The organism is Ralstonia sp. SET104, from assembly GCF_003851545.1.
Taxonomy (GTDB): Bacteria; Pseudomonadota; Gammaproteobacteria; order Burkholderiales; family Burkholderiaceae; genus Ralstonia.
The window spans coordinates 75326-97012 of sequence record NZ_BHVX01000004.1 but is presented as its reverse complement, the minus strand read 5'-3'; the positions used below and the strand labels follow the sequence as shown (position 1 = coordinate 97012).

Here is a 21687-nt window from a genome sequence, read left to right as displayed (position 1 = left end):
GTCATTCGAAAAAGTAATAAAGACATCGTTAAAGAATCGTTCCTCGCATGTAGGGCCTGCCTTACACTAGCGCCCTACTCAAACAAAAAAGAGACGGCAACGGCCTCGGACCAGGGCGTTGCCGTTTTTGTATGTACGCATGATTGAACTCAAGGGGATATCGCAGCACTTTCGGGGAGCGGGCGGCCATGACGTCCACGCGCTGCGCAATGTCGATCTCACCATCAACCACGGCGAGATTTTCGGCATTATCGGCCGTAGCGGCGCGGGCAAAAGCACGCTGGTGCGCGTCATCAACCTGCTGAACAAGCCGACCTCCGGCACGGTTACCGTGGCGGGTCAGGAACTGACGGCGCTCAATGCTGATGGGCTGCGCCAGGCGCGCCGCAAGATCGGCATGATCTTCCAGCATTTCAACTTGCTGTCGTCGCGCACGGTGTATGGCAACGTAGCGTTGCCGCTTGAGTTGTCTGGCACGCCGCGCGAACGCATTCGTGAAATCGTGCTGCCGCTGCTAGACCTCGTTGGCCTGGCCGCGCACAAGGATCGCTATCCGGCGCAGATTTCCGGCGGCCAGAAACAACGTGTCGGCATCGCCCGCGCATTGGCGAGCCAGCCGGATGTGTTGCTCTCGGACGAAGCCACCTCCGCGCTGGACCCCGAGACGACGCGCTCGATTCTCGACCTGCTGCGCAAGATCAATCGTGAACTCGGTCTGACCATCGTGCTGATCACGCACCAGATGGAAGTTATCAAGCAGGTGTGCGACCGCGTGGCGGTGCTCGACGCCGGCCGCGTGGTCGAGCTTGGCCGCGTGATCGACGTATTCCTCAAGCCGCAGCACGACGTGACGCGTGCGCTGATCGGCGAGGTGATCTCGCAGGAACTGCCGCCTTCTGTGCTGGCGCGCGTGGAAAGCCGTCTTGTCGCACGCGAGCAGGGCGGGCGTGACCACCTGTTCCGCCTCGCCTTTACTGGCGCGGGCGTCGATCAGCCCGTGCTGGCTCAGGCGATCCGCAACTACGGGCTCGACTTCAACATCCTGCACGGCCATATTGACGAGATCCAGGGCCAAGCCTTCGGCTCGCTGGCGATTCTGGCTTCGGGCGAATCCGCCGACATCAATAACGCGATGAACTTCCTGCGCGAGCAAGGCGTGGTGGTCGAGGAGATCAACCATGTGGTCTGACGTGACCGATCTGTTCCTGCCGGCGTTCTGGGAAACGCTGGCCATGGTGGGCGTGTCTGGCGGCATCGGTGCGCTCTTTGGCGTGCCGCTGGGCGTGCTGCTCTATCTGACTGTGCCGGGCGGCGTGCTGTCGGCGCCGGTGTTCAACCGCGTGGCGGGCCTCGTCGTCAATGCCGTGCGTTCGGTGCCGTTCATCATTCTGCTGGTGGCGGTGATTCCATTCACGCGCCTGCTGGCTGGCTCGTCCATCGGGACCGCTGCGGCTATCGTGCCGCTGACAATTGCGGCGATTCCTTTTGTCGCACGTTTGGTGGAAACCGCATTGCGCGAAGTAGACCGCGGCCTGATCGAAGCGGCCCAATCGATGGGCGCGACTACCAGCCAGCTCGTCTACAAGGTGCTGCTGCCCGAAGCCATGCCCGGCATTCTCGCTGGGTTGACGATCACCTTTGTCAGCCTGGTCGGTTACTCGGCCATGGCCGGTACCATCGGCGGCGGCGGCCTGGGCGACCTGGGTATCCGCTACGGCTACCAGCGCTACGAATCGGACATCATGCTGGCGGTCGTCGTCATCCTGATCGTCTTTGTGCAGGCAGTGCAGTCCACGGGCGACTGGCTCGTGCGCCGTCTCAGCCATCGTTAAGCAACCCACAGACTCATCATGAGGGAAACACAATGAATCGTCGTCAACTGCTGCAATGGTCGGCCAGCCTGGGTGCCGCGCTGGCACTGGTCGCAGGGAGCGCGCTGGCGCAGGGCAAGCCGATCAAGGTGGGCGTGACTGCCGGCCCGCACGCCGAGATCATGGAAGAAGTGAAGAAGGTCGCCGAGAAGGACGGCCTGAAGCTCCAGATCGTCGAGTTCAACGACTACATCCAGCCGAACGCCGCGCTCGCCGCCGGTGACCTGGATGCCAACAGCTACCAGCACCAGCCGTACCTGGACGACCAGATCGCCACGCGCGGCTACAAGTTCGTGAGCGTCGGCCAGACCATCACGTTCCCGATGGGCATCTACTCGAAGAAGATCAAGTCACTGAAGGAACTGAAGGACGGCGCGCGCTTCGGCCTGCCGAACGATCCGACCAACGGCGGCCGTGCGCTTCTGCTGCTGCAGGCCCAGGGCGTGATCAAGCTCAAGCCAAACGCGGGTTTCAAGGCTTCGCCACGCGATGTGGCCGAGAACCCGAAGAAGCTGAAGTTCATCGAGCTGGATGCGGCCCAACTGCCGCGCTCGCTGGATGACCTGGACGCCGCGGCCGTCAATGGTAACTACGCCGAGAAAGCTGGCCTGGACCCGACCAAGGATGGCATCGCCATCGAAAGCCCGAAGGGCCCGTATGCCAACGTGCTGGCCGTGCGCGCTGCCGACAAGGATCAGCCGTGGGTCGCCAAGCTCGTGAAGGCATATCATTCGGACGCCGTGAAGTCGTTCGTCAAGACGAAGTACAAAGATGCCGTCATCGTGGCGTGGTAAACACTTTTACACACGGTTAGAGGGTTTTCCCCAACGAATTGCCGGACGTTCGACTGGTGTCCGGCAATTTTTCGCGGTTAAAATAGCACGACCGTTCGGAAATTTAACGCGGCCGACCGGCCCCCCTTATAATGGCCGGCGTTTTGCAAAATCGTCTTATCAATTAGTGGAGTGAGCGCATGAAAGTCCTGGTCGCAGTCAAGCGCGTGATCGATTACAACGTGAAGGCTCGCGTGAAGGCCGACGGCAGCGGTGTCGATCTGGCCAACGTCAAGATGAGCATGAACCCGTTCGACGAGATCGCCGTGGAAGAGGCGGTCCGCCTGAAGGAAGCGGGCGTGGCTACCGAAGTCATCGCCGTATCGTGCGGTGTGACGCAGTGCCAGGAGACCCTGCGCACCGCCATGGCCATCGGCGCCGACCGTGGCATCCTGGTTGAAACGAGCGAAGACCTGCAGCCGCTGGCCGTGGCCAAGCTGCTCAAGGCGCTGGTCGACAAGGAACAGCCGCAACTGATCATCCTGGGCAAGCAGGCGATTGACGACGACGCCAACCAGACCGGCCAGATGCTGGCTGCGCTGGCTGGTCTGCCGCAAGCGACCTTTGCCTCGAAGGTGCAGGTTGCCGATGGCCGCGCTTCGGTCACGCGTGAAGTGGATGGCGGTCTGGAAACCCTGTCGGTCAAGCTGCCGGCCGTGGTCACCACCGACCTGCGCCTGAACGAGCCGCGCTACGTGACGCTGCCGAACATCATGAAGGCCAAGAAGAAGCAGCTTGATACGGTCAAGCCGGAAGACCTGGGCGTGGACGTTGCACCGCGCCTGAAGACGCTGAAGGTGGTTGAGCCCGCCAAGCGCAGCGCCGGCGTGATGGTGCCCGATGTGGCCACGCTGGTGTCCAAGCTGAAGACAGAAGCCAAAGTTATCTGAGCGCGGGGAGAGAAAACATGACTGCACTCGTTATTGCTGAACACGACAACCAATCCATCAAGGCCGCGACGCTGAACACCGTGACGGCAGCCGCTCAATGCGGCGGCGACGTCCACGTGCTGGTGGCTGGCGCAGGTTGCGGCGCTGCCGCCCAGGCCGCCGCGCAGATCGCCGGCGTGACCAAGGTGCTGGTGGCCGACGCGCCCCAGTTTGCCGATGGCCTGGCCGAAAACGTCGCCGAGCAGGCCCTGGCCGTTGCCGCCAACTACAGCCACATCCTGGCGCCCGCCACTGCTTACGGCAAGAACATCCTGCCGCGCGTGGCCGCCAAGCTGGACGTGGCCCAACTGTCCGACATCACCAAGGTCGACAGCCCTGACACCTTCGAGCGCCCGATCTACGCCGGCAACGCGATTGCCACTGTGCAATCGGCCGACAAGGTGAAAGTGATCACCGTGCGCGGCACGGCATTCGACCCGGCTGCCGCCACCGGTGGCTCGGCCGCAACCGAAGCCCTGACCGCCGTGGCTGATGCCGGTATCTCGCAATTCGTCTCGCGCGAAGTAACCAAGAGCGACCGTCCGGAACTGACCGCCGCCAAGATCATCGTGTCGGGTGGCCGTGGCGTGGGCTCGGGCGAGAACTACACCAAGGTGCTGACGCCGCTGGCTGACAAGCTGGGCGCGGCACTCGGTGCCTCGCGCGCCGCCGTGGACGCCGGCTTCGTGCCGAACGACTACCAGGTTGGCCAGACCGGCAAGATCGTCGCGCCGCAGCTGTATATCGCCGTCGGCATCTCGGGCGCGATCCAGCATCTGGCCGGCATGAAGGATTCCAAGGTGATCGTCGCGATCAACAAGGATCCGGAAGCGCCGATCTTCCAAGTGGCTGACTACGGCCTGGTGGGCGATCTGAACGCTGTGGTGCCGGAGCTGGTAAGCGCGCTGGGCTGATCGAACCGCGCGGTGCGCCTGATGCAGGGCGCATCGTAACGTCCCACGCGAAGCCGTTTCCGACCCGTTTGGAAACGGCTTTTTCATGCGCGAGCGCCATCAGGAGAGCGCGCCCCGAACCCCGGTGGCGACTGTCCTGATCGCGCTTAACGAAGGATTGGAGAGAGACATGACCTATCAAGCCCCCGTCAAGGACATGCTGTTCGTGATGAACGAACTGGCCGGCTTGGACAGCGTTGCCAAACTGCCCGGCTTTGAGGATGCCACCGCCGACACCGCGCAAGCCGTGCTGGAAGAAAGCGCACGCTTTACCGGAGAAGTCGTTGCTCCGCTCAATGTGGAGGGCGACCGCAACCCGAGCAGTTGGAAGGACGGTGCTGTCACGGCCACTGCCGGATTCAAGGAAGCCTTTCAGCAATTCGGCCAAGGTGGCTGGCAGGGTGTGCAGCACCCGCTCGAGTACGGCGGCCAGGGCCTGCCCAAGCTGATTGCCACGGCATGCATCGAGATGCTGAACTCGGCCAACCTGTCGTTCGCGCTGTGCCCGCTGCTCACCGATGGTGCCATCGAAGCATTGCTCACAGCCGGCACGGAAGAGCAGAAGCAACTGTTCGTGCCCAAGCTCATCTCTGGCCAATGGACGGGCACGATGAACCTGACCGAGCCGCAGGCCGGCTCCGACCTCGCGCTTGTGCGCACGCGCGCCGAGCCGGTGGGTGACGGCACGTTCAAGATCTTCGGCACGAAAATCTTCATCACCTGGGGCGAGCACGACATGGCCGAGAACATCGTCCACCTCGTGCTGGCGCGTACGCCGGGTGCGCCGGAAGGCGTGAAGGGGATCTCGCTGTTCGTGGTGCCGAAGTTCCTTGTCAATGAAGACGGCTCGCTGGGCGCACGCAACGATGCCCATTGCGTGTCGATCGAGCACAAGCTCGGCATCAAGGCGAGCCCGACGGCCGTGCTGCAATTCGGCGACAACGGTGGCGCCATCGGCACGCTGGTCGGCGAAGAGAACCGCGGCCTGGAGTACATGTTCATCATGATGAACGCCGCGCGCTATGCGGTGGGCATGCAGGGCATCGGTGTGTCGGAGCGCGCGTATCAGAAGGCCGTGGCCTATGCGCGTGACCGTGTGCAGAGCCGCCCGGTGGATGGCTCGGCGGCCAAGGCCGTTGCGATCATTCATCACCCGGATGTCAAGCGCATGCTGCTGACCATGCGGGCCATGACCGAAGGCGCCCGCGCGCTGGCCTACGTGGCCGCCGCTGCATGCGATGCCGGCCATCACGCCGCGGATGACGCTGCGCGCAAGCAAAACGAAGCACTGTACGAATTCCTGGTGCCGGTCGTGAAGGGCTGGAGCACCGAGATGTCGATCGACGTGACGAGCCTGGGCGTGCAGGTGCACGGCGGCATGGGCTTCATCGAAGAGACGGGCGCCGCGCAGTACTACCGCGACGCGCGTATCCTGCCGATCTACGAAGGCACCACGGCCATCCAGGCCAACGACCTGATCGGCCGCAAGACGGTGCGCGATGGCGGTGCCGTGGCACTGGGCATCTGTGCGGAAATCGCCAAGGTGGAAGCCGCGCTCGCCGCCAAGGGTGGCGCGCATTGCGAGGCGATGCGTGCGCGTCTGGCTGCGGGCCGCGAGGCGATGGAGGCGGTGGTGCGTTTCGTGGTGGCGCAGACCAAGGCGCAGCCGAATGCCGTGTTCGCGGGCAGCGTGCCGTATCTGCGCTTGTGCGGCATCGTGCTGTCGGGCTGGCAGATGGCGCGTGCGCTGCTGGTGGCCATCGACCGCGAGAGCGAAGACCCGAACTTCTATGGCGCCAAGATCGCCACGGCGCGTGTGTTTGCCGAGGTGCTGCTCACGCAGGCGCCTGGTATTGCGCAGTCGGTCTTGACGGGCGGTGAGACCATCGGCGCAGTGCCGGAAGTGCAGTTCTAAGCCGCATTGGCGGGCATGAAAAAAGGGAGGCTTCGGCCTCCCTTTTTCGTTGATGCGGCAAACGGTCAAGCCAACGCAGGCTTGGTTGCGGGCATCGGGGCCCCGCCCAGATAGCGATGCACCGACAGATCATCCGCACGGATGGCCGGCGAGCGGCCCGACACCAGATCGGACAGCAGCTTGCCCGAGCCGCACGCCATGGTCCAACCCAGCGTGCCATGGCCGGTGTTGAGCCACAGACCGCGCACGGGCGTCTGGCCGACGATGGGTGTGCCGTCCGGCGTCATCGGACGCAGGCCGGTCCAGAACGAAGCGCGCGACACGTCGCCCGCACCCGGGAACAGATCGTTGACAACGAACTCCAGCGTCTTGCGCTTGCCTGGGTCCAGGCGCTTGTCGTAGCCAACGATCTGCGCCATGCCGCCAACGCGGATGCGGTCGTCAAAGCGCGTGACGGCCACCTTGTAGGTTTCGTCCAGGATGGTGGAGACGGGGCTCTTTTCCGCAGCCGTCATCGGCACGGTGATCGAGAAACCCTTGAGCGGATACACCGGCACGCTCACCAGATTCTTCAGGAACGGCGTGCTGAAGCTGCCCAGCGCCACGACCACAAGATCGGCGTCGATCGGTTGGCCATCGACCAGCGCGCCGCGCACGGCATCGTTCTTGAAGATCAGGCTGTTGACGGTGCTGTTGAAACGGAAGCGCACGCCAAGCTTCTCGGCCATCGCGGCCAGGCGCGTGGTGAAGAGTTGGCAGTCGCCCGTTTCGTCATTGGGCAGGCGCAAGCCACCGGCCAGCTTGTGGCGGGTCGAGGCCAGGCCTGGTTCACTGCGCACGAGGTCTTCGCGCGAAAGCAGTTCGTAGGGCACGCCGGCGCGCTCGAGCACGGCGATGTCGTTCGCGGCGCCGTCGAGTTGCTGTTGCGTGCGGAAGACTTGCAGCGTGCCTTGCTGGCGGCCTTCATAGGCGATGCCGGTGTCGGCGCGCAGGTCACGGATGCAGTCGCGGCTGTATTCGGCCAGGCGGACCATCCGCTCCTTGTTTTGCGCGTAGCTGGCGGCGTCGCAGTTGCGCAGCATCTGCCACATCCATTTGAGCTGGAAGAGCGTGCCGTCGGGGCGAATCGACAGTGGCGCGTGCTGCTGGAACATCCACTTGATGGCTTTGAGCGGCACGCCCGGTGCGGCCCATGGCGATGCGTAGCCCGGCGAGATTTGCCCAGCGTTGGCAAAGCTCGTTTCCAGCGCCGGACCGGCTTCACGGTCGACAACGGTGACTTCATGGCCGGCGCGGGCCAGGTAATAAGCGCTGGTGACGCCGATCACGCCACTGCCAAGAACAAGCACGCGCATGGTGATACTCCCCGGAGATGCATTTGCGATAGATGTCGCTATCGTATTCGTACCTATCCAGTCATTGTTTCTGTATATTTTCATAAAACAGGAACAATTTTTATTTTGCGGTGTTTTTAACCATGCGAACCCAACGCAAGCCCGTCCGGGCTCTCGACAAGCTCGATCGACGCATCCTCGACCTGCTGCAGAAGGACGGCCGACTCTCCATGAAGGAGTTGTCCGAGGCTGTCGGCCTGACCATCACGCCGTGCATCGAGCGCGTCAAGCGGCTGGAGCGCGAGGGCTTCATCCTGGGGTATTACGCGAGGCTGAACCCGGCCATGCTGGGCGCCTCGCTGCTGGTGTTTGTGGAGATCAGCCTGGGCAGCAAATCCGGCAACATGTTCGAGCAGTTCCGGCGCGAAGTGCTGCGCATCCCGGAGGTGCTGGAGTGCCACCTGGTCTCGGGCGATTTCGATTACCTCATCAAGGCGCGCATCCGCGAGATGGGCGAATACCGCCGCTTGCTCGGCGACATCCTGCTGCAGTTGCCGGGCGCTGTGCAGTCCAAGAGTTACATCGTGATGGAGGAGATCAAGGAGACGCTCGCCATCGACGTGACGGAAGAGGGCGGGTGACGTAGCGCTGTCATGGAGGCATCTTAGGCTGGTTAGTGATCTTCCCCACCGACACCGGAGCCCCATATGTCCGATCACCCGATCTTCAAGCCGACCCGCCGCACGCTCATCAAGGGTCTTGTCTGCGCCAGCGGCACTGCACTGCTTGGCTCGCGTATCGGCGACGTGCTAGCCCAGGGCGTTGCGCCAGCAGCAGTCACCGCCGAACGTCTGCGCCCGCAACTGCCGGGCGGCGTGATGAGTGGCGATGTGACGGCCGACAGCGCCATCGTCTGGAGCCGCACGGATCGCCCGGCACGCATGATCGTCGAGTATTCGACCGATGCCGCTTTCAAGAAAATCGTGCGCCGTGTTGGCCCAACGGCGGCTGAGAGCAGCGGTTTGACTGCGCGTGTTGACCTGACCGGTCTGCCCGCCGGCGCCGACCTGTTCTACCGCGTCCGCTTTCAGGATCTAGTGCACGAGAAAGCGTTCAGCGAGCCCGTTATCGGCCGCTTCCATACCGCGCCCGTGCACGCCAATCGCCCGATCTGCTTTGTGTTCTCTGGCGATGAAGCCGGCCAAGGCTGGGGCATCAACGAACGCTTCGGTGGCTATCGCCTGTATGAAGCAATGCGCCGCGAATCCCCCGACTTCTTTATCCACTCTGGCGACCAGATCTACGCAGATGGCCCGATCCAGGCCGAAGTGAAGCTGCCCGACGGCTCGATGTGGACCAACCTCGTCACCGAGGCCAAGTCGCACGTCGCGCAAACGCTTGATGACTACCGCGGCGCCTTCGCGTACAACCAGCTCGACAAGAACAAGCGCGCCTTTGCCGCTGAAGTGCCGTTCCTTGTGCAATGGGACGACCACGAGGTCCGCAACAACTGGTATCCCGGCCAACAGATCGGCCCCGAAGAGAAGCGCTATCAGGAGCGCAGTGCATCGGTGCTGGCCGCACGTGGGCGTCAGGCGATGTTCGAATACAACCCGTTCCGCTTCAACCCGATCGACCCCGAGCAGATCTACCGCGCGTTCCAGTACGGCCCGCTGCTCGACGTGTTCATGCTGGATGAGCGCAGCTATCGAGGCCGCAATTCGCCGAACCGTCAGACCAGGCTCGATGCCGATTCCGCTTTCCTCGGCCCGGCGCAGACGGCGTGGCTCAAGCAATCGCTCAAGCAATCGAAGGCGACGTGGAAGGTGATCGCCAGTGACATGCCGATTTCGCTGGTGGTGCCCGATCTGAATCCGGATGTGCCAAAGGGCACCTATGAGGCATGGGCCAATGCCGATGACGGCGCACCGTCCGGCCGCGAGTTGGAGCTGGCCGAGATCCTGCGCTTCATCAAGCAGGAGAACATTCAGAACGTGGTGTGGGTGACGGCCGATGTGCACTACGCGCAGGCCACTTACTACCATCCGTCGCGCGCCAAGTTCACGGAGTTCAAGCCGTTCTGGGAATTTGTCGGCGGGCCGATCAACGCGGGCACGTTCGGGCCGAATGAGGTTGATCAGACTTTCGGGCCGGACCTGCGTTACATCAGCATCCCGAAAGACAATCCGCAAAATCAATCGCCGGCTGCGCTACAGCAGTACTACGGCCGCGCCAAGATCGATCCGGCGACCCGCACGATGCACGTGTCGCTGCATGATCTCGACGGCAAATCGCTCTGGGAAGTGAAGCTCGACCCGGAAGCGTAGCCCGCGCCACACACAGCGGAGCGGGGCCGGATGCGATAGGATCAGCAAGCCCCCGCATCCGATCTTTTCCGCTGTGTCCGATATGTTCGATCGCCACGTCCCACGCAAGGGGCGCGGCGCCACTTCTAATCTGCAAGGCCGTTTCGAACGCGATGAACGCACGCGCGTTGACGACGGCTGGCAGCCGCTTGTCGCGCAGCTCGATCCGGACGGTACGCCGACGCGTATCGAGACCACGGTCTCCATCGAACGCGCGCGCTCGATCCTGAGCCACAACCAGTCGCCGGATATTCCGTTTGGCGTGTCGCTCAACCCGTATCGCGGGTGTGAGCATGGCTGTGTGTACTGCTTTGCGCGGCCGACGCATGCGTATCTGGAGTTGTCACCCGGGCTCGATTTCGAGACGAAGTTATTCGCGAAAACGAATGCTGCCGAGGTGCTGCGCGAGACGCTGGCCAAGCCCGGCTACCGCTGTGAGGCGATCGCACTTGGCGTGAACACTGACGCATATCAACCGATCGAGCGCGAGTTGCGCGTCACGCGCGAGGTGTTGCAAGTGCTGCACGATTGCGATCACCCGGTCGGTCTGATCACCAAGTCGACATTGATCGAACGCGACATCGATCTGCTCGCACCGATGGCGGCCAAGAACCTCGTCGTCGCAGCGGTGACCATCACGACGTTGGACTCGGATCTGGCGCGCAGGCTGGAGCCCCGCGCGGCCACACCGTCGCGCCGCCTGCGTACCATTCGCGCGTTGGCCGAGGCGGGCATTCCCGTGGGCGTGAGCGTCGCGCCGATGATCCCCTTCGTCACCGACGACCACATGGAGCAGATTCTGGAGGCCTCGCGCGAGGCGGGTGCCACTTACGCGAGCTATATCGTGCTGCGGCTGCCAAATGAGCTGAACGCAGTGTTCCAGGATTGGCTGAGCGCGCATTTTCCCGACCGTGCGCAACGCGTGATGAACCGCATCCGCGATCTGCACGGCGGCCAAGACTACAAGGCGGATTTCGCCACGCGCATGCGTGGCACAGGTATCTGGGCCGATCTGCTGCGGCAGCGCTTCTACAAGGCCGCCGACAAGCTCGGCTTCAATTACCACCGCTACAACGAGCTGGTGCTCGACACATCGCAGTTCAAACCGCCCGCGCGACCCGTCAAACCAAAGAAACCGGTCGACGAGCGTCAGGGCAGTCTGTTCTGATTACTGCGACAACGCCTTCGCTGCCTGCACCTGCGTTTCGAAGTATGTCTGGAAGGTGATGGCCAAACCCGCCATCAGCAGGCCGGTGCCGATCATCAATGTGAGGATGCTCAACAGCACGACAGGCCAGCCCGAGCGCGTGGGTGTGCCGTCGGTATTGAATTGTGCGTCCCATTTTTCGTCGGGGCGCAGGCCATACACCAGCGCCGACAGATAGCCCGCCAGCACTGAAGATCCGCCGATAATCGCGCAGACCCAGCCTGGGATGCTCGCGCGCTGCGTCGACCACAGCAGTGCCACCCCAACCGCGCCAAGCACCATAGCCAGCACTTGCGACCACGCCCAGAAGTCGCGTCCGCCTTTGAGGTAGAAACGATGCGCGCCCACACTCCCAAACAGGAAGGCGAGCAGTACGGTCAGCAGCTTGGATTTTTTTTGGAGAGCGGTCGTAGGCATGGCAGGGCGCGAACACACGGCAAGGCAACACAGCGCCGCGCATTCTACGCCCAACATCAACCGCCATGCAGCCAAATGGCGGCGCCAGGAACGCGTCCTAAAGACGCATCAGCAACCGGAGGAAGTGGCCGTCAATTCGGTCGCGGGGTGGGGCGCCTGTAACGTGCGTCCCTGCAATCCAGTACGGCCCGGGGTGTCCTCCAGCGAGCTTCAGGATGCGAAATGTGGCGCTGTATACGCCTCAGCCCCGACGCGAGCCGCGCCAGTTGCCTTGATCGCCGTTGCCGCGTTCTTGGCGCATGCGCTCTTGCTGTTGCCAGTCTCCCCGGCCGCCGCCGTCGCGAGGTTGTACGCGACCGTTCAGGCGATCGTCGGCGCGGGCGCGTGCTTCCATGCGCTCCATCTGCGCACGGATGCGGGCGGCCTGGTCGCTATGGGCATCCGCAAAAAATTGCGCCACCAGCGGGCGTTTCTGCGGCATGCTCTGCGCCGCTTGCGTCCATGCGGGCACGGCGGATTCAGCAAAGGCGACGGCGGCTTGATGCGCCGATGCGTTGGCAGCCACAGCGCCCGCAGAGGCGACGATCAGAACGCCTGCCGCCAAGGGGTGAAGCAATGCGCGGATCGGCATGGCTATCTCCTGTCGGGCAAGGATTCGAAAGCGCCACGCGCCGCGTTCTTCCGGGGTGTGCGAGAGAGGTCGGCAGCGCGTGTTCATGCCTGTCAATGTAAGGCTTCACTCAGCGTGCATCCACTGTGCGAACGTTACCCGTGTAACGAGATGTTTCGTGCACGCTTTGCCCGGGCGAGAGGCGACGCTCAGGGCATTTTTCGCTGTAGCGGATGCGATACACGACACGGTGCCCGCCAAGTCGCCGATACTTGCTGAGCCGCATTCTCGATGCCGTCGAGCCTGCACCATGCGCGAAACCGTCGACCCGCAGAGATTGCTATCACGCCATGCCATGCTCACAGGCTGTTGTCGCTCTGGCGTGGCGCATTCGGCACGCGGGGCGATCGGGTTGGTAGTTTTGCCACCGCTGAAATCGGCGCCCAAAGCAGCGCCCAAAGCAACGCCGCAGGGCCAATAGTAGGTTTTGCGCACCGCGAGCCATTGGTGACGGCGCTCGCCAAGCCTAAGTGTTTGTTTGGTCGGGAAAATTACGCTATACTTACGTGTTTCTCTGTACGCATACCCAGTTTTTCAAGGAAAAGATCCATGGTCGTGATCCGTCTGGCCCGCGGTGGCTCCAAAAAGCGCCCGTTCTTCAATATCGTTGCGACCGACTCGCGTAACCGCCGTGATGGCCGTTTCATCGAGCGCGTCGGTTTCTACAACCCGCTCGCCGGTGAAGGCGAAGAAGGTCTGCGCATCGTGCAAGACCGCCTGACCTACTGGGAAGGCGTGGGCGCACAACTGTCGCCGACGGTTGCTCGCCTGGTGAAGCAAGGCGCCAAGAAGGCTGCTGCCTGAGTTTCAGCATGCGTCGATCGACGGTGCCGTCCGAGCACTTCCTGCTATGACGCGCGCTGCATCGACACGGCCCGGTCCTGTGGCTGTTGCAACGCAGGCAATCTCGCAAAAGGTTGCGGAGCGTCTGCAAGCCATGCGCCCGGGCGAGGGCACCAACCCGACGCTCCCCGATGACCTCATCGAGGTGGGTTATGTCGGGGGTGCTTATGGTATTCGCGGCTGGATCAAGGTCCAGTTGCATGGCGACGCAGACGCGCTGCTGCACGCCCGGACCTGGTGGCTCAAACCCGCTACTGGCGCGCTGGCAACGTCGACGGACTGGCGGGTGTTTCCCGTTGGCACGTCGCGCGAGCACAGCGGCACGGTGGTGGCGGGTTCGCCTGCCGCGCCCGATCGCAATGTCGCCGAGGCACTGCGTGGCTATGCCGTGTGGGTTAGCCGGGCCGATTTTCCCGAGCCAGACGATGATGAGTTTTACTGGGTCGATCTGATCGGCGCCACGGTCGTCAACGAGCAGCAGGAAACGCTTGGTACGGTGGGAGGCTTGATCGACAACGGTGCGCATCAAATCTTGCGTATCGTCGGTGAGGGCGAGGTCGAGCGGCTCGTGCCGTTTGTTGAGGTTTACGTGAAGTCGGTGGATGTGGCAGGCAAGCGCATCGTCGTCGACTGGGGTCTGGATTACTGAACATGCGGCCGGAGAATTCGGCGATGCAGTTCGACGTCGTCTCGCTGTTTCCGGACATGTTCCGGGCGCTGACGGACTGGGGAATCACCAGCCGCGCAGCCAAGCAGCAGGTGTACACGTTGCGCACCTGGAACCCGCGCGATTTCACGACGGACAACTATCGTACCGTGGACGACCGGCCTTACGGCGGCGGCCCCGGCATGGTGATGTTGGCCAAGCCCCTGGAAGCCGCGCTTGACGCGATTCACGAGGCGCAAGCGCCGGCGGCCTCGCATGTGGTGTTGCTTTCGCCGCAGGGCAAGCCGCTCACGCACAAGCGGGTGATGGAGCTGGCGCAGTTGCCGGCGCTCACGTTGCTGTGCGGGCGCTACGAGGCGATCGACCAGCGTCTGGTCGATCGTCGCGTGGATGAGGAAATCAGCCTTGGCGATTTCGTCCTCTCCGGTGGTGAGATTGCAGCGATGGCGATCATCGACGCCGTAGTACGGCAACTGCCCGGTGTGCTGGGCGATGCGCAGTCAGCGGTGCAGGACAGCTTTGTCAATGGCTTGCTCGACTGCCCGCACTACACGCGGCCGGAAGAGTACGAAGGCGTGCGAGTGCCCGATGTGCTGCTGGGTGGTCACCATGCCGAGATCGAGAAGTGGCGCCGCCAGCAGGCGCTGTTGAATACAACGCGCAAGCGGCCCGATCTGATCGACGCAGCGCGCAAGCAAGGTTTGTTGTCCCGCAGCGATGAGGCTTTCCTCGCTGCCGCGGCGACGACGGCAAAGGGGCCGGATGCTTCCATACCGGAAGCCTCGGCCAAGTGAAGTTCCCATCCTCTACCGGGGCCGCGATCCATGGATCGGGCAAAACGCCGGCATGATGGTCAAGGAGAAAAAGATGAATCTCATCGAGCAAATCGAGCAGGAAGAAATCAAGCGCCTGACGGCCAACAAGACGATCCCCCCGTTCGCCCCTGGCGATACCGTGATCGTCAACGTGAACGTCGTTGAAGGCACTCGCAAGCGTGTGCAGGCGTATGAGGGCGTTGTGATTGCCAAGCGCAATCGTGGCCTGAATTCGTCGTTCATCGTTCGCAAGATCTCTTCGGGCGAAGGCGTGGAGCGTACGTTCCAGCTGTACTCGCCGCTGCTGGCCAGCATCGAAGTGAAGCGTCGCGGCGATGTGCGCCGTGCGAAGCTGTACTACCTGCGCCAACGCTCGGGCAAGTCGGCACGCATCAAGGAGAAGCTGACCTTCAAGCGCAAGGAAGCCGCTGCGGAGTAATCTGCGCGCGTTGCGAAAAGGCACCTTCGGGTGCCTTTTTTCTCTTTTGCGGCGGAAGATTGACCCCACGTGTCTTCCACTCACAACAATTCCAGTCTCCATCCGATGCGCCGTCCCGTGTTCGACCCTGAGCAGTTGCCGGTGGTGCCGACAGAGGCATCATTGCCGGCGCTCGGGGCCGTGCGGTTGACGGCCGGGTTCGTGCGCGAGCGGCTGCAGGCCCAGCCCGACTGGCAGCCGGAGCAGACGGATGAATCCCGCCTGATCGACGCCTCGCTCAAACTGCGGGAGGCCGCTGTGCTGGTGCCGCTGGTGCAGCGCGAGCCGGGCCTGACGGTGCTGCTGACCCAGCGCAATGCGTCGCTCAGTCAACATGCGGGTCAGGTCAGCTTTCCCGGCGGCGGGCGTGAAGAGTTTGATCGGGACATGGTCGATACGGCACTGCGCGAAACGATGGAAGAGGTGGGCATCAGCGCAAATCACATCGAAGTGATCGGCCGCCTGCCGGATTACATCACCGGCACGGGTTTCCATGTGAGCCCGGTCGTCGGATTGCTGACGCCCGATTTCACGCTGCAGCCGGACCCAAGCGAGGTGGCCGAAGTGTTTGAAGTGCCACTCGCCTTTTTGATGGACCCGGCCAACCACGAAATACGCGAGTTGCGTTGGGAAGACCGTGTGCGCCGGTTTTACGCGATGCCATATCGTCGTTCCGATCGAGAGGCCGGCGCCAGTCACCACTTTATCTGGGGTGCGACGGCGGGCATGCTGCGCAACCTGTATCACCTGCTGGCAGCGTAGCGCCGGCGCGAATATGGGCCCCATAGTGCGCTGTTGCGCGCACGCTGTGTGCTATCGTCTTGCACATCGCATTCATGGCGTGATTCACGCCTTCGCAACGCCCCTCCAATGACTTTTTTCTCCGTACTCTGCGCGCTGATTCTCGAACAGTTCCGTGCGCTCAGCCGGGACAACCCCATCTATGACGTCGTGCGCGCACTGGCCGCGCGGGCAGAAGAGTGGTTCGACACCGGAAATCGCCGCGATGCGGTGCTCGCCTGGTGCGTGGTTACGCTGCCGGCTGTAGTGGTCGTGGCGCTGGTGCACTATCTGCTGTCGTCGATCAGCTTCGGGCTGGCGTTCCTGTGGAACGTGCTGATGGTCTATCTGACGCTTGGTTTCCGCCAGTTCAGCCATTACTTCACCGACATCCATGAGGCGCTGCGCAGCGATGACGTTGTCACTGCGCGTCTGCTGCTGAACGAGTGGTCGGGGCAGGATACGACCGACATGCCGGTCAATGAGATCGTTCGCCATACGCTGGAATGCGCGATCGTGGCGGCGCATCGTCATGTGTTCGGTGTGTTCTTCTGGTTTCTGGTGCCGATCGGGCCAGCGGGTGTGGTGCTGTACCGCGGCGCCGAGTACTTGGCTCGCCACTGGAGCGACGTGTCGACGGAGCGCAGCCCCGCACTCGGCCTGTTTGCTCGGCAGGCGTTCTTCGTTATTGATTACGTCCCGGCGCGTCTGACTGCGGTCGGCTTTGCCATCGTCGGCAACTTTGAAGATGCGGTGTACGCGTGGCGCACCCGCGCCGCCAAGTGGAGCGACGAGGTGAACGGCATCCTGCTGGCAGCGGGCGGCGGTGCACTCGGCGTGCGCCTCGGTACTCCCATTGCGCAACGCGATTCTGCCGAGAGCATCGCCGACGAGGATGGCGCCTATCCGATGGAAGTGGGGCAGGAGCCGAACGTTCGCACGCTGCAATCGGCCGTGGGGCTGGTGTGGCGCGCGGTGGTGCTGTGGATGCTGCTGCTCGCGATGCTGTCGATCGCCGTGTGGCTGGGCTGATACGGCAGGACGCTGAATCGCCGGGCGAACAATCAGGCCGCATCCTCGCGGTCTTTGCCGCAGCGCCAGCATTGGGCGAACTGCGGTTCGTGACGCTCCGCGCAATGTGCGCAGCGCCAAGCCGGGCCGGTTGGCGGATGTTGCGCTTGATCGAGCAGCGCTTGCGCCTGGGCTTCCTGCGCCGGGTTTAGCAGCCAGACTTGCGCTGCGCAATCCTGCGGCGGAACGTCACCCGCCACGCTGCTCAGGTAGATGTTGCGCAGTTCGGTACGGATGCCGGCAGCAGACAGCACGTTCTGCCAGTGCGCCGCCATGCCGAGCGATGGACTGCTTACCAACAGTTTCATCTGTGCCTCCCTGAACGTATCGTCGGTCGCTACCAGGGCTTTTGCTGCTCAGATTCGTGCAGCAGCTGCGCGTAGAGCTGGTGCCGGCGCGGATCAATCTTGCCTTCGGCCATCGCACCCAGAATGCCACAGCCGGGTTCTTGCAGGTGCCGACAGTTATAAAAGCGGCATTCGGTCAGATGCGCGCGGAATTCGGGGAAGGCGCGTTCGAGCATGCCTTCGCTCAGGTGATGCAGGCCAAATTCCTGGAAGCCCGGCGAGTCGATCAGCACGCCACCCTGGCCCCATTCGGCGGGCAGGTGATAGAGCCGCGTGAATGTGGTCGTGTGCTTGCCGGAATCCAACTTCTCGGAGATCTCGCGCGTTTGTGCATCGACACCCGGAATCAGCAGATTCAGCAGCGACGATTTGCCCATGCCCGACTGCCCGATCAGGATCGACGCGCGTCCGGCCGCATGCGGCTCCAGCGCGGCGTGCGCGGCTTGCGGCGCGCCATGCACCGTCAGTTCCACGATTGCGTAGCCAAGCTCCCGATACAACGCCAGGCGCGAGCGCGCCGTCTCCAGCCGTGCAGTCAGGTCGATCTTGTTGAGCAGGATCAGCGGCGTGATGCCGAGCGATTCTGCGGCCACCAACGCGCGGCCGAGCAGGTCTTCCGAGAAGCTCGGTTCGGTGCCGAGCATGATGATGACCTGATCCAGGTTGGCGGCCAGTACCTTCGATTTGAACTGGTCGGAACGGTGGAGCAGGTTACGGCGTTCATCCACGCGCACGACGACGCCCTGGTCGACGGCGGTGGCCTCATAGACGACGTGATCGCCGACGGCGCATTCGCTGCGTTTGCCGCGCGGGAAGCACTGCAGGAAACCGCCGCCTTCGCGCTCTACCAGGTAGTGGCGGCCGTGCGCGGCGATGACGAGCCCGTGCTCGCCGGTGGCAGCGTGCTTATGGGCGCGGCTTGGTTTGCCGCGCGTCATGCTGCGCGGGCCTGCACCAGGCGCTCAACCCGCTGCGATGCGCTTGGGTGCGAATAGTAGAACGTTGAGTAGACCGGGTCCGGCGTGAGTGTCGAGGCGTTGTCCTGGAACAGCTTGACCAGCGCTGAGACGAGTTGCTGGGCGTCGGCGTGCTCGGCAGCAAAGGCATCCGCTTCGTACTCATCCTTGCGCGATGACAGGCTCGCCAGCGGCGAGACAAAAAACGTGAACACTGGCAGCGCCAGGAAGAACAGCATCAGCGCCAGTGCATGGTTGTCGGAGAACAGGTTGGGCGCAACGCCCAGCCCCAGGTAGAACCACGTGCGCGTCATCAGCCAGCCGAGCAGCGCCAGCGCACCCAGGCTCAACGCGAACGTCACGGCGATGCGCTTGGTGATGTGGTGGCGCTTGAAGTGACCGAGTTCATGCGCGAGCACGGCTTCCATCTCGGACGGGTTCAGGCGGGCGAGCAGCGTGTCAAAGAAGACGATGCGTTTGGTTGCGCCAAAGCCGCTGAAATACGCATTGCCGTGTGCGCTACGGCGGCTGCCGTCCATCACGAACAGGCCCTTGCTGGCAAAGCCGCAGCGCTTGAGCAGGCTTTCGATGCGCGAGCGCATTTCCTCATCCTGCAACGGCGTGAATTTGTTGTAGAGCGGCGCAATGACGTTCGGGTAGATGGCTTGCACGAACAGCATGAAGGCCATCCATACGATCCAGGTGTAAAGCCACCAGTACGTGCCCATCTTGTCCATCAGCCACAGTACCGCCAGCAGCAGCGGCAAGCCCAGCACGGCGCCGATAGCCAGGCCCTTGAGGTTGTCGGCCAACCACAGCTTGAGCGTCATGCGGTTGAAGCCGAAGCGCTCTTCGACGACAAACTGCGCGTACAGCGAGAACGGCAGCTCGATCACGCTGCTGATGACGATGACCGATGCTATGAGCGCCACGCCGTACGCATAGCCCGGCCCGAACACGCCCAGCCATGCCTGATTGATCCAGTTCAGCCCGCCCAGCAACGTCAGAGCGATCAGCAAGGCGGCCTGCACCGGCACTTCCAGCATCGCCAGACGGGTGCGGGCGATGGTGTAGTCCGCGGCCTTGTGATGCATGTCCAGCGTGATCGACTCGGCAAACTGCGCGGGTACGGCATTGCGGTGGCGTGCCACGTGACGGACTTGACGCGCAGCCAGCCACAGGCGTGTGGCGGACATCAATACAAGGGCGACCAGGAAGACGGCAGTAAAGGCGGGCATGTGGGGAAACACCTATCAGATATGCGAAAATTATAGCCTTCAGTCATTTTCTCAAGGCCCTCGCGTGAGTACCCCCGCTTCCCAGTCCACCTTCCAGTCCGCCGTATCCTCTTCGATCCCCAATCGCGTTGCCGCCAAGAGCGACAACAATCTGGTCTGGCTCGACATGGAGATGACTGGCCTGAGCCCCGAGAACGACCGCATCATCGAAGTGGCCGTGGTGGTGACCGATTCTGAGCTGAATGTGCTGGCGGAGGGCCCGGTGCTGGTGATCCATCAATCCGACGAACTGCTCGACGGCATGGATGCCTGGAACAAGGGCACGCACGGCCGCTCCGGACTGATCGACAAGGTCAAGGCGTCGACCACGACGGAAGCGGAAGCGGAAGCGGAACTGCTGGCTTTCCTCAAGAAATGGGTGCCCAAGAGCAAGTCGCCGATGTGCGGCAACTCCATCTGTCAGGACCGTCGTTTTATGGCGCGCTACATGCCCAAGCTCGAGGAGTACTTCCACTACCGCAACCTGGATGTCTCCACGCTCAAGGAGTTGTGCAAGCGCTGGCAGCCGGCCATTGCGAAGGGCTTTACCAAGCACCAGCGCCACACGGCATTCGCAGACATCATCGAGTCGATCGAGGAACTGCGTTACTACCGCGAGCACTTCATTCGCGACGTCCCTCAGACGCCGGACGCTGAAGCGCTGGCGTCTTCTGTGGCCCCCTAAGCGTTAAACCTGCAGCGTTTTTGCGCGCACAGCGTGCTTGGGCCGCCAGGCCTTGACCACGCTGTCGTGCGTCTCAATGTATGGGCCGCCGATCAGGTCGATGCAGTAGGGCACGGCCGCAAAAATACCGGGCACCGTGGCGCGGCCTTCTACATCCTTCAAGCCTTCCAGCGTTTCCTTGATGGCGCGCGGTTGACCGGGCAGGTTGATGATCAGCGTGGCGCGTGACGGCGTTTCACGGATCACCGCCACCTGACGCGACAGGATCGCCGTTGGAACGAAGTTCAGGCTGATCTGGCGCATCTGCTCGCCGAAACCCGGCATTTCCTTGGTCGCGACGGCCAGCGTCGCCTCGGGTGTCACATCACGGCGCGTCGGGCCGGTGCCGCCGGTGGTGAACACCAGATCGCAGCCAGCGTGGTCTACGAGGTCGATCAGCGTCTCGGTAATCACGGCCTGATCGTCCGGAATCAGCCGATCCACACCTTGCCACGGCGACGACAGCGTAACACCAAACCAGTCGCGCAGCGCCGGAATCCCTTCATCCTGATACGTGCCGGCCGAGGCGCGGTCCGAAATCGACACAAAGCCGACGATCAGTTCGTCGGGGTGGCGGCGGGGGATCGGTGCGGAGGCAGTCATGCTTCGTCGTCTTCGGCTTCGGGTTGATCGGCTTCGTCGTCACGGTCATTGCCATCCAGGGTCTGTTTGACCATCTGGAAAATCTCTCGCGACGACTTGGGCGGCTTCGCCAGTTGTGCTTCCTTGCGCGCATTGCGCACCAGCGTGCGCAGGGCCTGTACGTCCGTATCCGGGTGCGCTGCAATGAACTCGGTGATGGCGTCATCGCTGGCGATCAGGCGGTCGCGCCAGCGCTCGATGGCGTGCAGACGGGCGGTTTCAGCCCTGGAGGCGCCGACGAAAGTGGCCAGCACGCGGCGGATGGCCTCGACCTCTTCGTCGGTCAGGGCGCGCATCAGCTTGCCGATGTACTGCATCTGGCGGCGCTTGCCTTCGTGTGCGGTGGTGCGTTTGGCTTCGCGCAGGGCATCGACCAGCTTTTCAGGCAGCGGCACCTTGGCGAGTTTGTCCTTGGGCAGCGCTTCGAGGGCGGTGCCCAGGTCTTGCAGGGCGTTCACCTCGCGCTTGCGCTGCGATTTGCTCTTGGGCGTATCCGGATCGTCCTCGTCACCGATGTCGGTGCGCACGACGGGTTGCAGGTACGTGGGGTTGTGTCGGGATGCTCGGCTCATGGCGCGCATTGTATCTTGCT

Annotated in this window: 24 protein-coding genes; 16 read left to right on the top strand and 8 right to left on the bottom strand. The window is 63.0% G+C overall.

Features of this window, described 5'->3' with window-relative positions:
* The first annotated feature begins 139 nt into the window (after positions 1-139).
* The 6 genes from PSUB009319_RS06880 to PSUB009319_RS06855 all read left to right on the top strand — a co-directional run bounded on the left by PSUB009319_RS06880 (position 140) and on the right by PSUB009319_RS06855 (position 6501).
* Positions 140-1189, top strand: coding sequence for a methionine ABC transporter ATP-binding protein (locus PSUB009319_RS06880; protein ID WP_124381493.1), 1050 nt, complete (start codon positions 140-142; stop codon positions 1187-1189).
* Positions 1179-1832 carry a methionine ABC transporter permease gene (locus tag PSUB009319_RS06875; RefSeq protein ID WP_124381492.1) on the top strand — a complete coding sequence of 218 codons (654 nt, stop codon included), beginning with the start codon at positions 1179-1181 and terminating at the stop codon, positions 1830-1832. Before PSUB009319_RS06880 ends, PSUB009319_RS06875 begins: the two co-directional genes overlap by 11 nt.
* A 32-nt stretch (positions 1833-1864) precedes the next feature.
* On the top strand, positions 1865-2665 hold the full coding sequence (locus tag PSUB009319_RS06870) for a MetQ/NlpA family ABC transporter substrate-binding protein (protein ID WP_124381491.1): 801 nt from the start codon (positions 1865-1867) through the stop codon (positions 2663-2665).
* Between the two features lie 179 nt (positions 2666-2844).
* Positions 2845-3594, top strand: a complete 750-nt coding sequence (locus PSUB009319_RS06865) for an electron transfer flavoprotein subunit beta/FixA family protein (protein WP_124381490.1) — start codon at positions 2845-2847, stop codon at positions 3592-3594.
* A gap of 17 nt (positions 3595-3611) precedes the next feature.
* Positions 3612-4547, top strand: a complete 936-nt coding sequence (locus tag PSUB009319_RS06860; RefSeq protein ID WP_124381489.1) for an electron transfer flavoprotein subunit alpha/FixB family protein — start codon at positions 3612-3614, stop codon at positions 4545-4547.
* A gap of 169 nt (positions 4548-4716) precedes the next feature.
* Positions 4717-6501: an acyl-CoA dehydrogenase gene (locus PSUB009319_RS06855; protein WP_124381488.1), complete on the top strand. Its 1785-nt coding sequence runs from the start codon at positions 4717-4719 to the stop codon at positions 6499-6501.
* A 65-nt stretch (positions 6502-6566) separates the two neighbouring features.
* Here the strand turns inward: PSUB009319_RS06855 and PSUB009319_RS06850 are convergent, their stop codons facing one another.
* Positions 6567-7856 (bottom strand): D-amino acid dehydrogenase, encoded by a 1290-nt coding sequence (locus tag PSUB009319_RS06850; protein WP_124381487.1) that lies wholly within the window; start codon positions 7854-7856, stop codon positions 6567-6569.
* A gap of 122 nt (positions 7857-7978) precedes the next feature.
* Here PSUB009319_RS06850 and PSUB009319_RS06845 point away from each other — a divergent pair, with 122 nt between their 5' ends.
* The 3 genes from PSUB009319_RS06845 (at position 7979) to PSUB009319_RS06835 (ending at position 11369) form a co-directional block, all read left to right on the top strand.
* On the top strand, positions 7979-8476 hold the full coding sequence (locus PSUB009319_RS06845) for an Lrp/AsnC ligand binding domain-containing protein (RefSeq protein WP_009238635.1): 498 nt from the start codon (positions 7979-7981) through the stop codon (positions 8474-8476).
* 66 nt (positions 8477-8542) lie between these two features.
* Positions 8543-10162 carry an alkaline phosphatase gene (locus tag PSUB009319_RS06840; RefSeq protein ID WP_124381486.1) on the top strand — a complete coding sequence of 540 codons (1620 nt, stop codon included), beginning with the start codon at positions 8543-8545 and terminating at the stop codon, positions 10160-10162.
* 82 nt (positions 10163-10244) lie between these two features.
* A complete protein-coding gene (locus PSUB009319_RS06835; RefSeq protein WP_124381485.1) occupies positions 10245-11369 on the top strand; it encodes a PA0069 family radical SAM protein in 1125 nt (374 codons plus the stop codon).
* Here PSUB009319_RS06835 and PSUB009319_RS06830 read toward each other — a convergent pair whose 3' ends face one another.
* Together PSUB009319_RS06830 and PSUB009319_RS06825 are read right to left on the bottom strand one after the other, a co-directional pair.
* A complete protein-coding gene (locus PSUB009319_RS06830) occupies positions 11370-11825 on the bottom strand; it encodes an NINE protein (protein WP_124381484.1) in 456 nt (151 codons plus the stop codon).
* Between the two features lie 241 nt (positions 11826-12066).
* A complete protein-coding gene (locus PSUB009319_RS06825) occupies positions 12067-12456 on the bottom strand; it encodes a hypothetical protein (RefSeq protein ID WP_124381483.1) in 390 nt (129 codons plus the stop codon).
* Positions 12457-13044: 588 nt separating this feature from the next.
* Between PSUB009319_RS06825 and rpsP the strand changes: the two genes are divergently transcribed.
* The 6 genes from rpsP to PSUB009319_RS06795 all read left to right on the top strand — a co-directional run bounded on the left by rpsP (position 13045) and on the right by PSUB009319_RS06795 (position 17110).
* Positions 13045-13299 (top strand): 30S ribosomal protein S16, encoded by a 255-nt coding sequence (gene rpsP, locus PSUB009319_RS06820; protein WP_004629147.1) that lies wholly within the window; start codon positions 13045-13047, stop codon positions 13297-13299.
* Between the two features lie 46 nt (positions 13300-13345).
* Positions 13346-13987, top strand: a complete 642-nt coding sequence (rimM, locus tag PSUB009319_RS06815) for a ribosome maturation factor RimM (protein ID WP_374704186.1) — start codon at positions 13346-13348, stop codon at positions 13985-13987.
* Positions 13988-14010: 23 nt separating this feature from the next.
* Entirely contained in the window at positions 14011-14799 is a 789-nt protein-coding gene (gene trmD / locus PSUB009319_RS06810; RefSeq protein ID WP_124381482.1) for a tRNA (guanosine(37)-N1)-methyltransferase TrmD, read from the top strand.
* A gap of 73 nt (positions 14800-14872) precedes the next feature.
* Positions 14873-15259 (top strand): 50S ribosomal protein L19, encoded by a 387-nt coding sequence (gene rplS, locus PSUB009319_RS06805; RefSeq protein WP_004629138.1) that lies wholly within the window; start codon positions 14873-14875, stop codon positions 15257-15259.
* Positions 15260-15364: 105 nt separating this feature from the next.
* On the top strand, positions 15365-16060 hold the full coding sequence (locus PSUB009319_RS06800; protein ID WP_124381481.1) for a CoA pyrophosphatase: 696 nt from the start codon (positions 15365-15367) through the stop codon (positions 16058-16060).
* A 108-nt stretch (positions 16061-16168) separates the two neighbouring features.
* Positions 16169-17110 (top strand): CobD/CbiB family protein, encoded by a 942-nt coding sequence (locus PSUB009319_RS06795; RefSeq protein ID WP_124381480.1) that lies wholly within the window; start codon positions 16169-16171, stop codon positions 17108-17110.
* A gap of 32 nt (positions 17111-17142) precedes the next feature.
* On the opposite strand, the gene PSUB009319_RS06790 is transcribed toward PSUB009319_RS06795, so the two are convergent.
* From PSUB009319_RS06790 to PSUB009319_RS06780, 3 genes are read right to left on the bottom strand one after another with little or no spacing between them, the layout of a single operon-like run.
* On the bottom strand, positions 17143-17457 hold the full coding sequence (locus PSUB009319_RS06790; protein WP_124381479.1) for a hypothetical protein: 315 nt from the start codon (positions 17455-17457) through the stop codon (positions 17143-17145).
* Between the two features lie 29 nt (positions 17458-17486).
* The gene (rsgA, locus tag PSUB009319_RS06785) at positions 17487-18434 is read right to left on the bottom strand and encodes a ribosome small subunit-dependent GTPase A (protein ID WP_124381478.1); all 948 of its coding nucleotides are present in this window, start codon (positions 18432-18434) and stop codon (positions 17487-17489) included.
* Positions 18431-19690, bottom strand: a complete 1260-nt coding sequence (locus PSUB009319_RS06780; RefSeq protein WP_124381477.1) for a M48 family metallopeptidase — start codon at positions 19688-19690, stop codon at positions 18431-18433. Before PSUB009319_RS06780 ends, rsgA begins: the two co-directional genes overlap by 4 nt.
* 64 nt (positions 19691-19754) lie before the next feature.
* On the opposite strand from PSUB009319_RS06780, the gene orn reads away from it, so the two are divergent.
* Positions 19755-20414 carry an oligoribonuclease gene (gene orn, locus PSUB009319_RS06775; protein WP_124381476.1) on the top strand — a complete coding sequence of 220 codons (660 nt, stop codon included), beginning with the start codon at positions 19755-19757 and terminating at the stop codon, positions 20412-20414.
* 3 nt (positions 20415-20417) lie between these two features.
* On the opposite strand, the gene mog is transcribed toward orn, so the two are convergent.
* Both mog and yjgA read right to left on the bottom strand, forming a co-directional pair.
* Positions 20418-21056, bottom strand: coding sequence for a molybdopterin adenylyltransferase (gene mog / locus PSUB009319_RS06770; RefSeq protein ID WP_124381475.1), 639 nt, complete (start codon positions 21054-21056; stop codon positions 20418-20420).
* Complete coding sequence (yjgA, locus tag PSUB009319_RS06765; protein WP_306308026.1) at positions 21053-21667, bottom strand: ribosome biogenesis factor YjgA; 615 nt, start codon at positions 21665-21667, stop codon at positions 21053-21055. The genes mog and yjgA overlap by 4 nt, the downstream gene beginning before the upstream one ends.
* Positions 21668-21687: the final 20 nt, after the last annotated feature.

Excerpts from the sequence above, each read along its gene's own strand:
- PSUB009319_RS06880 (WP_124381493.1), top strand. The coding sequence starts at position 140 with ATGATTGAACTCAAGGGGATATCGCAGCACTTTCGGGGAGCGGGCGGC.
- PSUB009319_RS06875 (WP_124381492.1), top strand. The coding sequence starts at position 1,179 with ATGTGGTCTGACGTGACCGATCTGTTCCTGCCGGCGTTCTGGGAAACG.
- PSUB009319_RS06870 (WP_124381491.1), top strand. The coding sequence starts at position 1,865 with ATGAATCGTCGTCAACTGCTGCAATGGTCGGCCAGCCTGGGTGCCGCG.
- PSUB009319_RS06865 (WP_124381490.1), top strand. The coding sequence starts at position 2,845 with ATGAAAGTCCTGGTCGCAGTCAAGCGCGTGATCGATTACAACGTGAAG.
- PSUB009319_RS06860 (WP_124381489.1), top strand. The coding sequence starts at position 3,612 with ATGACTGCACTCGTTATTGCTGAACACGACAACCAATCCATCAAGGCC.
- PSUB009319_RS06855 (WP_124381488.1), top strand. The coding sequence starts at position 4,717 with ATGACCTATCAAGCCCCCGTCAAGGACATGCTGTTCGTGATGAACGAA.
- PSUB009319_RS06850 (WP_124381487.1), bottom strand. The coding sequence starts at position 7,856 with ATGCGCGTGCTTGTTCTTGGCAGTGGCGTGATCGGCGTCACCAGCGCT.
- PSUB009319_RS06845 (WP_009238635.1), top strand. The coding sequence starts at position 7,979 with ATGCGAACCCAACGCAAGCCCGTCCGGGCTCTCGACAAGCTCGATCGA.
- PSUB009319_RS06840 (WP_124381486.1), top strand. The coding sequence starts at position 8,543 with ATGTCCGATCACCCGATCTTCAAGCCGACCCGCCGCACGCTCATCAAG.
- PSUB009319_RS06835 (WP_124381485.1), top strand. The coding sequence starts at position 10,245 with ATGTTCGATCGCCACGTCCCACGCAAGGGGCGCGGCGCCACTTCTAAT.
- PSUB009319_RS06830 (WP_124381484.1), bottom strand. The coding sequence starts at position 11,825 with ATGCCTACGACCGCTCTCCAAAAAAAATCCAAGCTGCTGACCGTACTG.
- PSUB009319_RS06825 (WP_124381483.1), bottom strand. The coding sequence starts at position 12,456 with ATGCCGATCCGCGCATTGCTTCACCCCTTGGCGGCAGGCGTTCTGATC.
- rpsP (WP_004629147.1), top strand. The coding sequence starts at position 13,045 with ATGGTCGTGATCCGTCTGGCCCGCGGTGGCTCCAAAAAGCGCCCGTTC.
- rimM (WP_374704186.1), top strand. The coding sequence starts at position 13,346 with ATGACGCGCGCTGCATCGACACGGCCCGGTCCTGTGGCTGTTGCAACG.
- trmD (WP_124381482.1), top strand. The coding sequence starts at position 14,011 with ATGCAGTTCGACGTCGTCTCGCTGTTTCCGGACATGTTCCGGGCGCTG.
- rplS (WP_004629138.1), top strand. The coding sequence starts at position 14,873 with ATGAATCTCATCGAGCAAATCGAGCAGGAAGAAATCAAGCGCCTGACG.
- PSUB009319_RS06800 (WP_124381481.1), top strand. The coding sequence starts at position 15,365 with ATGCGCCGTCCCGTGTTCGACCCTGAGCAGTTGCCGGTGGTGCCGACA.
- PSUB009319_RS06795 (WP_124381480.1), top strand. The coding sequence starts at position 16,169 with ATGACTTTTTTCTCCGTACTCTGCGCGCTGATTCTCGAACAGTTCCGT.
- PSUB009319_RS06790 (WP_124381479.1), bottom strand. The coding sequence starts at position 17,457 with ATGAAACTGTTGGTAAGCAGTCCATCGCTCGGCATGGCGGCGCACTGG.
- rsgA (WP_124381478.1), bottom strand. The coding sequence starts at position 18,434 with ATGACGCGCGGCAAACCAAGCCGCGCCCATAAGCACGCTGCCACCGGC.
- PSUB009319_RS06780 (WP_124381477.1), bottom strand. The coding sequence starts at position 19,690 with ATGCCCGCCTTTACTGCCGTCTTCCTGGTCGCCCTTGTATTGATGTCC.
- mog (WP_124381475.1), bottom strand. The coding sequence starts at position 21,056 with ATGACTGCCTCCGCACCGATCCCCCGCCGCCACCCCGACGAACTGATC.
- yjgA (WP_306308026.1), bottom strand. The coding sequence starts at position 21,667 with ATGAGCCGAGCATCCCGACACAACCCCACGTACCTGCAACCCGTCGTG.